General features: G+C 68.5%; 11 protein-coding genes. 5 read left to right on the top strand and 6 right to left on the bottom strand.

Annotated elements, in window-relative coordinates; genetic code table 11:
• The first annotated feature begins 351 nt into the window (after positions 1 to 351).
• The 5 genes from AC069H_RS25685 to AC069H_RS25705 all read left to right on the top strand — a co-directional run bounded on the left by AC069H_RS25685 (position 352) and on the right by AC069H_RS25705 (position 3777).
• Complete coding sequence (locus tag AC069H_RS25685; RefSeq protein ID WP_478230255.1) at positions 352 to 1068, top strand: OmpA family protein; 717 nt, start codon at positions 352 to 354, stop codon at positions 1066 to 1068.
• 7 nt (positions 1069 to 1075) lie between these two features.
• Positions 1076 to 1516: a hypothetical protein gene (locus AC069H_RS25690; protein WP_478234061.1), complete on the top strand. Its 441-nt coding sequence runs from the start codon at positions 1076 to 1078 to the stop codon at positions 1514 to 1516.
• A gap of 91 nt (positions 1517 to 1607) precedes the next feature.
• Positions 1608 to 2084 carry a DUF6932 family protein gene (locus AC069H_RS25695; RefSeq protein ID WP_037335500.1) on the top strand — a complete coding sequence of 159 codons (477 nt, stop codon included), beginning with the start codon at positions 1608 to 1610 and terminating at the stop codon, positions 2082 to 2084.
• Positions 2081 to 2965, top strand: a complete 885-nt coding sequence (locus AC069H_RS25700) for a hypothetical protein (protein WP_007033450.1) — start codon at positions 2081 to 2083, stop codon at positions 2963 to 2965. Before AC069H_RS25695 ends, AC069H_RS25700 begins: the two co-directional genes overlap by 4 nt.
• A 161-nt stretch (positions 2966 to 3126) precedes the next feature.
• Complete coding sequence (locus AC069H_RS25705) at positions 3127 to 3777, top strand: DUF4190 domain-containing protein (protein WP_478234062.1); 651 nt, start codon at positions 3127 to 3129, stop codon at positions 3775 to 3777.
• A 278-nt stretch (positions 3778 to 4055) separates the two neighbouring features.
• Here AC069H_RS25705 and AC069H_RS25710 read toward each other — a convergent pair whose 3' ends face one another.
• The 6 genes from AC069H_RS25710 to AC069H_RS25735 form a co-directional block, all read right to left on the bottom strand.
• Complete coding sequence (locus tag AC069H_RS25710; RefSeq protein WP_478234063.1) at positions 4056 to 6845, bottom strand: AfsR/SARP family transcriptional regulator; 2790 nt, start codon at positions 6843 to 6845, stop codon at positions 4056 to 4058.
• Positions 6846 to 7420: 575 nt separating this feature from the next.
• Complete coding sequence (gene thpD, locus AC069H_RS25715; RefSeq protein ID WP_478230259.1) at positions 7421 to 8320, bottom strand: ectoine hydroxylase; 900 nt, start codon at positions 8318 to 8320, stop codon at positions 7421 to 7423.
• Between the two features lie 24 nt (positions 8321 to 8344).
• Positions 8345 to 8734, bottom strand: coding sequence for an ectoine synthase (locus AC069H_RS25720; protein WP_478234064.1), 390 nt, complete (start codon positions 8732 to 8734; stop codon positions 8345 to 8347).
• 44 nt (positions 8735 to 8778) lie between these two features.
• Positions 8779 to 10029: a diaminobutyrate--2-oxoglutarate transaminase gene (gene ectB / locus AC069H_RS25725; protein ID WP_478234065.1), complete on the bottom strand. Its 1251-nt coding sequence runs from the start codon at positions 10027 to 10029 to the stop codon at positions 8779 to 8781.
• A gap of 38 nt (positions 10030 to 10067) precedes the next feature.
• Positions 10068 to 10559, bottom strand: a complete 492-nt coding sequence (gene ectA / locus AC069H_RS25730; protein ID WP_478230261.1) for a diaminobutyrate acetyltransferase — start codon at positions 10557 to 10559, stop codon at positions 10068 to 10070.
• A 223-nt stretch (positions 10560 to 10782) separates the two neighbouring features.
• A complete protein-coding gene (locus AC069H_RS25735; RefSeq protein WP_478234066.1) occupies positions 10783 to 13755 on the bottom strand; it encodes a patatin-like protein in 2973 nt (990 codons plus the stop codon).
• Positions 13756 to 13901: the final 146 nt, after the last annotated feature.

A 13901-nucleotide genomic window follows, 5' to 3' on the forward strand; every position in this document is an offset into this window, starting at 1 on the left:
GCCGCCGTCGCCGCCCAACTCAACCGCCGCCCACGCAAAACGCTCGGCTGGGACACCCCAGCCGAGCGCCTAGCTAAACTCCTCGCCGAAACCAGTTGATCACCCGTGTTGCAACGACCCCTGGAATCCGCCCCCTCGGCTAGAACCCAAGGGGAAGGGGGCCTTCACGCGCATCAGGGCCATCGATCGATGTCACCCAGAAGGGTCATGTGCCGACCATGCGGGGTCCGGCGGCCGGCCACGGGCCGCACTGACGTCGCAGGCCAGACGGGTGCGCGGCGCCCCGCGGAGAGCGCGGGACGTGCCGGAAGCCGGTTCGCCAACCGGTCGGAGGCGGCTTACAGTCCCTCCATGCCCGGTACCCGCTGGAGCCGCTTGCTGCCTACAGCGCTGCTGGTCACGCTCGCCTTGACGGCGATCACCGTCTGGTCGGCCTCGGACGACATCGAGGCCGAGCTGACCGCGCGCGCCAAGAACGCGCTCGCCGACGTCGGCGTCTCCGGCGGCCAGGTGAGCTTCTCCGGCCGCGACGCGAACCTCACCGGCTTCCCGCCGGACAAGGCCGCGCAGGCGATGGACGCCATCCAGCGGATCGACGGGGTCCGAACGGTCGAGATCTCCGGCGACACCGCCCCGCCCGCCGGCCCGGTGACGACCAGCGGCGAGCCGTCGAGCCAGCCGCCCCCGAGCCCGTCGCCCAGTCCCACGCCGACGTCGGCCAAGCCGGTGGACAAGGCCGGATTCCAGGCCGAGATCGACCGCCTGCTGGCGGCCACGCCCATCACGTTCGAACCGGACACCACCGAACTCACCGCGGACGGCGAACGCGGCGCGCTGGAGATCGCGAAGCTGCTCACGGACGCGCCCCGCGAGCTGAGGTTCCGGATCACCGGGCAGGTCGCGACCGGTTCGGACCGGAAGCTCTCGCTGAACCGGGCGCTGACGGTGGAGCGGCTGCTGGAGCGCAACGGGGTCAAACGCGACCAGGCGTACTCCACCCAGCGCAGGAACTCCGACGGCGCGAACGGCGAGGGCCGCCGCGTCGACATCACGGCAGAACAGAGGTGATGGCCTGATGCTCTGGCTCTTCGGGCAGATCTGGCTCTGGCTGCTCATCTCGTTCGCTCTCGGCTGCGGTGTCACCTGGCTGCTGATGCGCGGCGAACGACGTGAGCGACCGGCCGCGGAACCGGTGGCCCGCGAGCCGGAACGCACGGCACCGGTGCCTGCCGAGCCGGACCCCGAACCCCTGCCCGAGCTGCTCTCCACCGAACGGACGCAGTTCCTCCCGCCCGCGCGGATCCAGGACGACGACGAGCCGTACGACCAGGAGGCGGAAGGCCACCGCGAGGGCCAGTTGACGCCGGAACCGGTGCGGGGCTACCACCCGGGGCCGCCGGAACCGGCCGCCCGGAACGGCGAGGGCGGCCACGAACCCGAACCCGTCTGGCCGAGCGACGAGGACTGGCCGCCCGCCGGGCACGCGCCCGAGCACCGGCCGGGGCAGGGCGGCTGACACTCGCCTGGTAAATTCGGCTACGCACTGTGAGCGGGACGCCGGGTACGTTTCTTCGATCGGGAGCTCCGGCACACGAAGGAGGCTCCGATTGGCGCTCCCCTATTGGACGCCGCACAACCTGCTGCCTCCTGGCCGCCATCCCGCCGATCTGGCCGACGTCTACGAGCGGCTGGTCTTCGACGCGCCGCACCAGAACGACCGTGAAATCCTGTTCAGCGCGCTGAACAGTTACCTCGGCGTCGCCCGGCGGATCATGCCGACCGGCCGCGCGTGGATCGGCGGCGATCTGACCGCCAGGACCCCGCACGCGCCGCTCGGGCTCGACGTGGTGCTGATCCCGGACGAATGGGGCGCGCTCAAACGGCTCGACGACGCGGGGCGCTCTGCGCTGTACGGGCTGCTGACCTTGCGCGGGGTCATCGTCGGCCAGCCCGCCATGTACCTGGACCAGGTCCAGCCCGTCGGCGGCATGCTCGACGGGTTCCTCTGCCGCCCCGGCGACGAGGAGATCTGGGAGGAAGTGTGGGCATCGGGTGGCAGGGGAATTCCGGAAGTGATCTGGTGAGGAACGAATTCCGGCGTATCGCCGACGAGATCCCCGGCGGCACCTGGCTCGACGACCTCGCCCGAGCGTCGGCGATGGCCGCGTACGCCAAGTTCGAGCGGACGTCGCGTTCGCCACTGCTTCGCGTTTCCGTGCTCGGAGAGTCGCATCTGGACGCGTACACCTTCTCCGACATCAGCCGCGCGCTGCAGGACGCGACGGCGAAGATCGGGCACATCATCCGCAACCCGTCGGGCGAGGTGACCTTCGTCCAGCCCGCGGACCGGGAGAAGGCCCCGCTGATCCAGCGTGGACAGGCGGGCAACGCGATCTTCTTCGGCTTCCCGGAACCGGCGCTCGACGACGCGCTCATCCACGACGGGATCGAGTCGCTGTCCGAACGCGCGGTCAAGGAACTGTGCGACTTCCTGCCCGCCAACGGTTCCGACGACGGCGCGCTGGACGCGGTGCTGCTGCAGCGCGACACCGTCCGCAACGCGGTCAGCGACATCGTCAACGCGGTCAGCAAACACGCCGGGATCGGCATGGCGCTGACCCCCACCGCGGGCGACGAGCTGACCCGCAGCATGACCACCGAGCAGGCGAGGATCCTTTCCGGGAGCCTGCGCGAGTCACGTGAAGCCGTCGGCTACGAGACGGTCAGCGGCAGGCTGGACGGCGTCCGCACGCGGCGCCGGATCTTCTATCTCGAACGCGAATCGGGCGGCACGATCCAGGGCGCGGTCGCGCCGGATCTGCTCGACGAGATCAAGGAGAATCTGGACCGGCCGGTGACCGCGCGGCTGCGCGTCGTGCGGACCACGACCATCGACGGCCGCCGCGGCCGCCCGGTGCACGAACTGCTGGAGATCACCCCGGAAGTCAGCCTGTTCGATCAGTGATCGGGTTTCCGACATTCGGCGATGCCACAATTCTCGTCAGAAAATATCGGTGACCGCTTGATCATCGTTGAATGATGACTTTTTCCGGCAGGTAACAATTTCGGCCATTGCCCCGAACGATGGGTTAACGTCTTCGGACGGAAGCCTTCGAAAGGGCATGTATGCCGACCGATCCACCTCTCCCGCACCCGCCCGCCACCCACTACGGCCCTGGGTTCGCCGCGCACGGAACACGGCACCGCAAACCCAAGAACGGCGTGGTCATCGCAGGTTTCCTGGTCGGCATGGCGGCACTCGGGGTCGCCTTCGTCCCGGTCGCCGGGATCGCCGCATGGCCGCTCGCCGTGATCGGATTGATTCTTTCCGTGATCGGTTTGACCAAAATCAAGAAGGGCGAGGCGGACAAGAAGGGAATGGGGATCGCGGGGCTCGCGCTTTCGATCACCGGACTGCTGGCCGCCGGCGGGTTACTGGTCTACACCAGTTTCTTCGCAACCGGCGAGTCGGGGCTGCACGTCCCGGCGGTCGCCGGCGACAAGAACACCGTCGAGTTCGTCGTCAGCGCCTCCGGCGGCGCGACCATCCGCTACGGCTCGCTCAACGACCAGCGGACCGAGACGACCCCGGCCAGCACCGACGAATGGCGCGGCACGGCGTCGTTCAACTCGGGCGACTACCTGCTCACCGTCACCGCGGACACCCGGAACTCGTCGGTCAGCAACCAGATCGCCTGCACGATCCTGGTCAACGGCAAGAAGGTGGCGGAGAACAAGGGCCAGACCATCGCCCTGTGCACGGCGGGCACCGGCTGACCCCACGCGTTTCGTCCTCTGAATGCGGTAGTTGCACACGCAAGGACCGCATTCAGAGGACGAAACGCGGTGGTGCCGCCTGGCGGCCGGCCGGTATCGCCCCCACCTCCACCGGCCGGACCGCCACGAGCCGCTCCTGGCGGCTCTTCAGACGGCCCCGGAACGGGCCCGCCCGAGCGCCGATCACTACCGATGCCCCTCCCCTAGGGCTCGATCGACACTGAATCGGACCCTACGCGCGTGCGCGGCGAGGCCACTAAGAATCCGCTAAGGATCACTCACGGAGTTTCGCCGAGGTCCGTGAGTTCGGCACGGACCAGTGCGGCGAGCTTGGGATTGGCGTCCGCGAGGATTTTCAGCGCGAGCGCGAATTGTTCGCGGGCACCGTCCACATCCGACCCGGACCGCAGCACCCGGCCCAGCGTCAGCCGCAGGACGCCCTCCTGGAGGACGAACCGTCTGCTGATCGTCAGGTCCACGGCTTCCCACACGTACCGCTCGGCCGCCGCGAGTTCGCCGATCCGCATGCTCAATTCGGCCAGGTTGTTCAGCGAGACGACGACGTAGCTTTCGTCGCCGAGGGTCCGGTCGATCTCCAGCGAGGCGACCTGGTGCCCGATCGCCTCGATGAACCGCCCGGCCCGCTTTTCGGCCTCGGCGCAGTTGTTGAGCGCCTGCCCGCGCAATTCGAGATCACCGGTCCGCTCGGTCTCCTCGACCGCCCGCCGCAACGTCCTGATCGCCTCGTCGTGCCGCCCCAGCAGGGTCAGCGCGGAGCCGAGATGGATGTTCGCGGAGTTCATCAGCCGGTCGTCGCCGATCGCGGTCGCGAGTTCGAGCGCGCGTTCGGCGTCGGCGAGGCAGCCCTGCGGCAGCTCGAAGGTGAGGGCGATGGCGCAACGGGAGATCAGCATCCAGCACCGGCCGAGGACGTCGCCGGATCGCTCGGCGGCCTCCAGCCCGATCCCGACCAGCCGCGTCCACTCGTCCAGCAGCGGGTACACCGCTCGATAGGTGTGCGCGACCCTGGCCAGCTGCCAGACGTCGTCGTGGCGTCCGGCGGCGCGGGCGGCTTCGAGGACCTCGATCAGGTTCTCCCATTCCGCGGTGAACCAGTCCTGCGCCTCGTCGAAGGAACCGATCGGCGGCGTCTGCGCGTCGGTCAGCACCCCGGTGAAGTCGAGCGGGTCGACGATCCGCAGCATCTTGCGCCGGGCCCGGTCGGCGACGGCCTGATAGAACCGCACCGAGCGCGACAGGACGGCTTCCCGGTCGGCTTCGTCGAGTTCGTTCTCCGCCAGTTCACGGAGGAACAGGCGGACGAGGTCGTGCGGGACGAAGGAGTCGCGGCCGGTTTCGGCGAGCAGGTTGTGCGCGGCGAGCACCCGCAGATGCCGCCGCGCCTCGGCGACGGTGATCCCGCCGATCGCGGCCGTCAGATGCGAACCGGCCGAAACGCACTGGACCACGCCGAGCCGCAGGAACGTGTCCGCGACCTCGGGCGGCAGCCCCCGGAAGGAGACGTCGAACGCCGCGCGGACGCCGTCGTCCGGGCCCTCGACGTCGAGCGCGGCCAGCCTGGTCCGTTCGTTGCCCAGTTCGTCGACCAGATCCTGCGCTGACCACTGCGCGCTGGCGGCGAGCCGGGCACCCGCGATCCGCAGTGCCAGCGGGAGATAACCGCAGAGCCGGGCGAGCGCGTGGTTGAGGTCGTAGCCGGCGGGCCCGGCGAGTTCCTCGATCAACCGGACGGCGTCGCCGGGCGCGAGGGTGCCGAGCACCCGCAGCTTGGCGGCGTTGGACACGGCGAGCCCGTCGAGCCGGGAGCGGCTGGTCACCAGCGTCATCGACCGCGAACCGGGCGGCAGCAACGGCCGGACCTGCTCGGCGCTTCGGGCGTTGTCGAGGATGACCAGCATCCGGCGTCCGGCGATCATCGAGCGGTAGAGAGCGACGCGTTCGTGGACCTGTTCCGGGACGCCCTCGGCAGGCACGCCGAGCCCGAGCAGGAACTGGGTGAGCAGGTCGGCGGGCTCCAGCGGCGGATGATGCGGGTCGAAACCCCGTAGCGAGGCGAAAAGGATGCCGTCGGGGAAGCGGCGGCCCGCGCGATGCGCCCACCACACCACCAGGCTGCTCTTGCCGATCCCGGCCGTCCCGGTGACCACGCCGACCGCGGTCTCGCCCGCTTCGGCCCGCTCGGCGAGGTCGTCGAGCCAAGCCAGATCGGCCTCGCGTCCGGCGAGGTTCGGCACCGCGGGCGGCAACTGCTGGACGGGCACCGCCTCGGCCTTCGGTTCCGCGGCGACCTTGACCGGCAGGTCGTCGTTGAGGACGCGTTCATGCAGCCAGCGCAGTTCCGCTCCGGGCTCGACGCCGAGGGTGCGCAGGGTCGCCCGGGACACCGTGCGGTAGAGCTCGAGCGCGTCGCCCCGGCGGCCGGCGTGGTAGAGCGCGCGCATCAGCTGACCGGCCGTGCGCTCGGCGAGCGGGTTCGCGCGGACCAGCGGGCTGAGCTCGACGATCAGTTCCGCGTGCCTGCCCAGTTCGAGGTCCGCGTCGACTCTGGCGCCGTGGACGGCGAGCCGCAGGTCCTCCAGTTCGGGAGCGCGGACCGACCCCGGCACCCCGGCGAGCGCGGGCCCCTGCCAGAGCGCGAGGGCCTCGGTGAGCAGTTCGGCCGCCTTCTCCGGCTCCTCCGCGGAAGCCCGCTCCAGCAGGGATCGGGCGCGGTGGACGTCGATCCGCTCGGGTTCGACGGTGAGCTGGTAGCCGGGCGGCGCGGTGAGGATCCGGGCGCCGTGCGGATGATCGCCCTGGATGCCCCGGAGCACGCGCCGCAGATGCGAAACGTTGCCGTGGACGATCGTGCGGGCCGTGGCAGGCGGGTCGTGCCCCCAGAGCGCGTCGATGATCTCGTCGAGCGCGACGACCTTGTTGACCTTCAGCGCCAGCAGCGCGAGCAGACCACGGACGCCCGGGCCGCCGACGGGGACCGGCCGATCGCCGTCGAGGAGGCGCACGGGACCAAGGAGTTGGAAGCGGGCAGGGGAACCGCTTTCGCCCATGACAAGCCCCCCTCCTCCGATCTCTCCCCTTACCGGAGTAGCCAACCTACCGCGCCAAGACGCCGCCAACCAGGACACTCAAGGTCGTGAAGGCCTCCTTCCCTACTTTCAGGGTAGGGAAGGAGGCCTTCACGACCTCGGCGATACGGCTCACTGCGTGTCCTGAGCCACGCAGCCGCGGCAGGTAGCGCGTGAAGGCCGCCTTCCCACGGCTCAGCCGAGGAAACTCGACCTCCCCAAGTACATGAAGACCCCCTTCATGTACTTCCGGCTCGCGAACCGCGCACCAAGGACGCATCGACTCACGAAAAAGAAAAAGGCTCCGTGCCATCAGTCCCGATCTGATGGCACGGAGCCGGGAGATATCCGATTTGGGCCGCCTGGGGGCGCGACCCACACCGGACATCGGCGTCCACGTCCGTCCGGGTGGGCTCACCCCGAGCGAAGAACCCGTTCGGTCGTCGACAACACCTACGTGAGCGAGCCCACTGGCCCGCTCACGTGGCGACAACGTAACAGGGCGCACACCGACGGCTACAAGCGCCCCGTCATGGCCTTCGCGACCTGCGGTTTCGTCAGCGCGACAGCGGGGTCGAGTCGCGGCCGGCGATGAACGCCGGACGCGGTTCGATCGCGGCGAACGGCTCCCGCAATGCGTTCTCGACGCTGTTGAACACCAGGAAGATGTTCGATCGCGGGTACGGCGTGATGTTGTTCGACGAACCGTGCATCACATTCGAATCGAACCAGAGCGCCGAACCGGCCTGCCCGGTGAATTGGTCGATTCCGTATTCGGCGGCGAGCGCGGTGATGTCTTCTTCGCTCGGGACGCCGACCCGCTGCTCTTTCAGTGAACTCTTGTAGTTGTTCTCGGGGGTCTCCCCGGCACACTGCACGAAGGTCCGCTGCGAACCCGGCATCACCATCAGCCCGCCGTTGAACGGGTAGTTGTCGGTGAGCGCGATGGAGCAGCTGACCGCGCGGGGTACCGGCATGCCGTCCTCGGCGTGCCAGGTCTCGAAGTCCGAGTGCCAGTAGAACCCGGTGCCCTTGAAGCCGGGCATGTAGTTCACGCGGCTCTGGTGGATGTAGACCTCGGAGCCGAGGATCTGCCGGGCCCGGTCGAGCACGCGCGGGTCGCGGACGAGTTCCGCGATCAGCTCGCTGGTCTCGTGGACGTCGAAGATGGAGCGGACCTCACCGGTCTTGGCCTCGGTGATCACGCGCTCGTCGTCGCGGTGGTCCCCCGACGACATCCTGACGAGTTCCTGCCAGTAGGCCTGGACCTCACCAGGCGACAACAACTGGTCGACGACGGTGAAACCACGCGTTTCGTGGTTCGCGAGCGTGGCCGCGTCCAAGGGACCGTCGGCCTCGGTGCCCCAGACGGTGGGGTGCGTCCTGGGCAGGTGTTCGGGCTTACCCGTGATGCGGGTCGGGTAACTGTCGTCGACTCGGGTGTCGGTCAGCGTCAATGCAGTCGCCTCCTCGAGCGATTTCTAGGGTTCGGTGACGAGCGGGTACACGCCGTGTTCGTCGTGGACCTCACGGCCGGTGATGGGCGGGTTGAACACGCAGACGCACTTGATCTCGGTCTTGGGCCGGACCTGGTGCTTGTCGTGGTCGTTGAGCAGGTACAACGTGCCCGGCTTCAGCTGGAAGACCTCGCCGGTCGCGGTGTTTTCGAGCTCGCCCTCACCAGACGTGATGAACACCGCTTCGATGTGGTTCGCGTACCAGAAGTCGTTGACCGTCCCGGCGTACAGCGTGGTCTCGTGCACCGAGAAACCGACGCCCTCCTTGGCCAGCACGATGCGCTTGCTGCGCCAGTTCGGGGTCTTGATGTCGGCGTCGGTGTCGGTGACCTCGTCGAGCGTTCTGACAAGCAACGGAAAACTCCTTCTCGTTCCTGGTTGAGGGCAGTCGGTTCAGGTCAGTTGAGGACGGTGGCGACGGCTTCGTCGATGATCGACAGACCCTTCGTGAGCTCGTCGTCGGTCAGCGTGAGCGGCGGGAGGACCTTCATGACCTCGCCGTCGGGGCCGGAGGTCTCCATCAGCAGCCCGCGCTCGAACGCGGCGGCGCAGACCTTTCCCGCGAGGTCGCCGTCGGCGAACTCGATGCCCCGGGCCAGGCCGCGGCCCTTCGCGAACAGGTTCGCGTCCGGGTACGCCTCGACGATGCCCTGGAAGGCGGCGGCGATGCGCTCACCCTTGGCCTTGGTGGACTTCTCCAGCTCGTCGTCGCTCCAGTAGACGCGCAGCGCCTCGGTCGCGGTGACGAACGCCGGGCTGATACCGCGGAAGGTGCCGTTGTGCTCGCCCGGCTCCCAGACGTCGAGGTCCGGGCGGATCAGCGTCAGCGCCATCGGGATGCCGTAGCCGCCGATGGACTTCGAGAGGCACACGATGTCGGGCTTGATGCCCGCGTCCTCGAAGCTGAAGAACGGGCCGGTGCGGCCGCAGCCCATCTGGACGTCGTCGAGGATCAGCAGGATGCCGTGCTTCTTGCACAGGTCGTCCAGCGCCTTGAGCCACTCGACGCGCGCGGCGTTGATGCCGCCCTCGCCCTGCACGCCCTCGACGATCACGGCGGCGGGCTCGTTCAGGCCGCTGCCGGAGTCTTCGAGCAGCTTCTCGAAGTAGAGGAAGTCCGGGATGGAGCCGTCGAAGTAGTTGTCGTACGGCATCGGGGTGGCGTGCACCAGCGGGACACCCGCGCCGCCGCGCTTCATCGAGTTACCGGTCACCGAGAGGGCGCCCAGCGTCATCCCGTGGAAGGCGTTGGTGAAGTTGATGACCGATTCCTTGCCGGTCACCTTGCGGGCGAGCTTCAGCGCGGCCTCGACCGCGTTCGCGCCACCGGGACCGGGGAAGACGACCTTGTAGTCGAGATCCCGCGGGCGGAGGATCTTCTCCTGGAACGTCTGCAGGAAGTCGCGCTTGGCCACGGTGAACATGTCGAGTGCGTGCGTCACGCCGTCACGCGCGATGTAGTCGATCAGAGCCCGCTTCAGCGCCGGGTTGTTGTGCCCGTAGTTGAGCGCGCCGGCGCCGGCGAAGAAGTCGAGATAGGCCTTGCCGTCTTCGTCGTACAGGTAGCTCCCCTGGGCCCTGTCGAACACGACGGGCCAGCCACGGCTGTAACTGCGTACTTCGGATTCGAGTTCCTCGAAAATGCTCATCACGTTTTCTTTCTCCCTGAGATCCCCGGATTTACGTTCTATTGACTGCTGAGCGGACCGATGCGGTACAGGTCCTCCTGCTCATGCGTTCCTTCCTCGGCCGGGAAATCCGTCGTGGAGAACAGATCCTGGCGTTCCACGGTGGCGTCCCACCGCTTGGCGAACGAGGCGAACAACCGGATCGAAGCCTCGTTGTCCGGCGTGATCGTCGTTTCGAGGTACCGGACGCCCTGGGCGGTCAACTGGCCGAACAGCTCGTCGAGCAGAGCTCCGGCCAGGCCTTTTCCTCGCTGGGACGCGTCGACGGCGACCTGCCAGACGAAGCCGGTGTCCTGCTTCCGGTACCCGATCACGAAGCCGACCGGCGTGCCGTCGACTTTCGCGACGACCGAGGTGTCGGCGAAATCGTGGCACCACAGCAAATAGGCGTAAGGCGTGTTGAGATCCAGCTTCTTGGAATCGCGGGCGATTCTCCAGAGCGCGGCACCGTCTGCCTTGGTCGGATTTTCGATCAAGTGCTTTCCGGACATGTCCAAGAAACGTACCGGAGGATTCGGGCGCGGTCAGATCAGCGCGACGGCGGCAACGCGGCTACCTGCAACAACCTTGAAACACACGTGACAAAGGTAACGGTAACGTTTGAAGCGCAGCACTTGTGGGTAAGGCCGCCTCGCTGCGGTCTCACTGCACGTGACGATACCAACCGTTACCGCTTCGTCGCAGGGTCAGGGCGCTATTCGGCGCCCGATTCCGCTATTCACGACGCCGCTTGCGACCCGCGAGCGAGCCGAGCGGCGTCCAGATGGCGGGCAGCACGAGCAGCAGGCAGACGACCAGCCACCAGACCGGCGCCTCGCCACGCCGCCAGCCCGCGACGACGTCGCCGAGCCAGCCGAACAGCGGGTCGCGCACCGGTGGCAGGAAGGCGGCGAACAGCAAGGTCGCCACCACGAGCACGCCGAGCACCGTGAGCATCATCCGCCACGTCTTGCGCAAGGTCATCAGGCTCACCACCAGGAACACGATGGCGCCCGCGGCCACCGGCACGCCGACCCATTGCAGGACCGGGCCGCCCTGTCCACCGAGGACGAAACCGGCCAGCACGGTGATCAGCGCGGCGAGCACGTTCCACGGCGACGGCAGGGTGGCCGCCCCGCGGGTGATCCACCACGCGCTGCGCCCGGCGGCCTTGGCGAAGGTCGCGGCGGGCTGGACCGACTTCGGCACCCGCGTCGCCCCCGCGGCCGCGTTGAGCCCGGCCGCACCGGCCTTGACCAGCGTCTTCGTCAGCAGCATCGTCCCGCGTTCGTGTTCGAACCGTTCGCCGGAGACCTGGCACGCCTGGAACGCGCGCTGGGTCTGTTCGTCGGTTTCGGGTTCGTTCTCGATCATACGCCGGAACCGTTCCGACGGTTTCCCGTTGCCCTTGGCCGTTTTCGCGTCGTGTCCACAGTGGAGGCCGACACACGGCAGTTCTTCGCGCGCGATCTCCAGTTGCCGGACCCTGGCGAGCACCATCGCCGTCACCGGCATGCTGATCGGGAGGCCGGCTTCTCCTTCCACATCGGCGAGTTCACCGTCGAGGCCGAGGAAAGCCAGCTCCCCGGCCAATTGCGCGCGCAGGGCGTCCGCTTCCTCTTGCGACAGGCCGTCTTCCGTGCCCGGCTGCCGCCAGCCGATCTCCTTGAAGGTGTCCCGTACCCGTGCCCGGAACGCCTCCCGCCCGACGACGTCGCGCAGCAGGCGCAGGCGTTTCGGGTCCAGCAGGCATTGCACCAGCCAGCCCGCGCCGTCGACCCTGCCCCACATCCAGTCGTTCGCGCGCCAGGACGCCTTGTAGAACGCGCCGAAGTAGTCGGCCTGCATGCCGGTGAGCTTGTCCCACGAACGGCGTCGTTTCATGTCCAGCAGCGTCCGCGAATCCGCGCTCACCTGGACGAGATCGACCCGCTGGTCGACCGACGGTGCCTGCGCGAGCAGCCCCCGCGTCGCGATGTGCAGGCGCACCAGCCGCGAGGTGACGATGGGATCGCCCGCACTCTTGTCGTCGGACGTGAGCCCGGTCCACGCCAGCAGCGTGCTGACCGTGTCGGCGGCTTCGGTGTCGGGTTTCGCCTGCGCCAGCGGCAAAAGGACCGGGGTGGCCTGCCGGAGGGCGGCGACGACGAGCGGCCACGCCTCCTTCAGCGTGTCCGAGCGGCCGAGCGCGGCCCATTCCTTGGCGAGGCCTTCGATCCAGGCCGCCAGCGTGACGTCGGAGGACGGCGGCTCCTGTTCGGTGACCCAGCCCGCGAGCCGCTTCCCCCGCGCCGCCTTGTGCCGCGCTTCGTGCAGCAGCACGCGGCAACGGTTGAGCTGCACCGCGTGCTCCGGCGACGGATCCAGCCGGAAGCCCGCGTTCACCAGTTGCAGGCCGGTGGCGACCGAATCGTCGAGTGCGGTGGTGCGGAACGCGACCAGGTCCGCGAGTTCGCAGGTGTCCTTCGGCGGCTCGGCGGGGAGGCCGTCCCGCAGCCCGGCCGCCGCGGCCGCGCGCAGCTGCGCCGCCGTGCCGGACGCCCACTGGCGACCCTGATCCTCCACATCGGACAGTGAGAGCCTGCGGGTCGCCTCGCGGACCAGCGCGGTGGCGTCCTCCTGCACGCGCCGGTCGCGGTAGTCGTTCATCAGCCGCTGGTCGACCAGCGAGTCCGGGCCGCCGCGAACCCCCATCGCGGCAAGGGAAACCCGGGTCCCCCTTGTCCGGACGACTGCGTCGTTGTGCCTGGTCAGGTCCTCCAGCTCGGCGCTGATCGTCTGGCTCAGCACGGTGCCGACGACCTTGCTCATCGCGGTACCCAGCAGCGGCGGCCGCTCCGGATCGACCACGACCCGCTCGGCCTCGCGTTCCGCCGTCGGCACCACGTACAGCAGCAGCCGCCGGACGTCCGAATGCGACTGCCGCTCGAAGATCTCCCGCAGCGCCGGGCGCAACGGTTTGTTCAGCAGCACCCCGCCGTCGGTGAGCCAGTGCGAGCGCGTGACGTCGGTGTACTTCGTCATGTCCGGATGCAGCGGTCCGGTCTTCTCGCCGATCGGCATCCGGGAAAGTTCAAAGGCGCCGGGGAACGACGCGGTGGACCTTGCGGCGAGCGCGAGCGGGCCGACCACCTCGTCCGTCCACAAAGGACCATCGAAGCGGAACAAGAGCCGGTGTTCGGTGTCCCGCACCAGATTGCCGAGCGCGTCGTCGAACCTGGTCGTCTCGCCGTCGATCATCGTGCCGGTGAGCAGCACCGTGATGTCGGGACAGTCGGGTTTCACCGTCGCCTTGTCGGTGATCCGGTGCAGCGCGTCCTTGAGATCGCCGAGCAGCACCTTGTCGCCGTCGAGCAGCGAACGCGGTTCCTTCTCGCCGGGATCGCGGATCAGGTTGTCGAGCGATCCCGTGCTGATCCACGTGTCGCGCAGCACCTGCGGGCTCGACCGGAACGCCTCGGCCAGCCCGAGGCACGCCGCGTTGATACCGCCCGCGCTCGTGCCGGTGAGCACGTCGAGCGAGACGGTGGCGTTGAGCAGATCGAGCAAGGCCCGGTACGGGCTTTTCGATTCCGGCGTTCTCGACGCCTGGAGCAGATGCGAGGTCTCGGTGGCGACCCCGCCCATCCAGACCGCGAGACTCGCCCCGCCCACCATGGTCATCGCCAGCCGGATCTCCTGCGGCCACGGACTCCCCGCGTCGGCCATGTGCGCCCTCCCCCAAGGCTCAGTGCACCGAGCACCTTAGACCGGACGGGCGAACCGATGTACCACCGTTAGTGCCGAAGTTCGTCCGCCCGTAAGGGCAGTTTCATGCCCCTGCAATCAGGTGCCCGGTCGCCGTGCCTGGATAC

It is taken from the genome of Amycolatopsis sp. NPDC043887 (assembly GCF_056435665.1).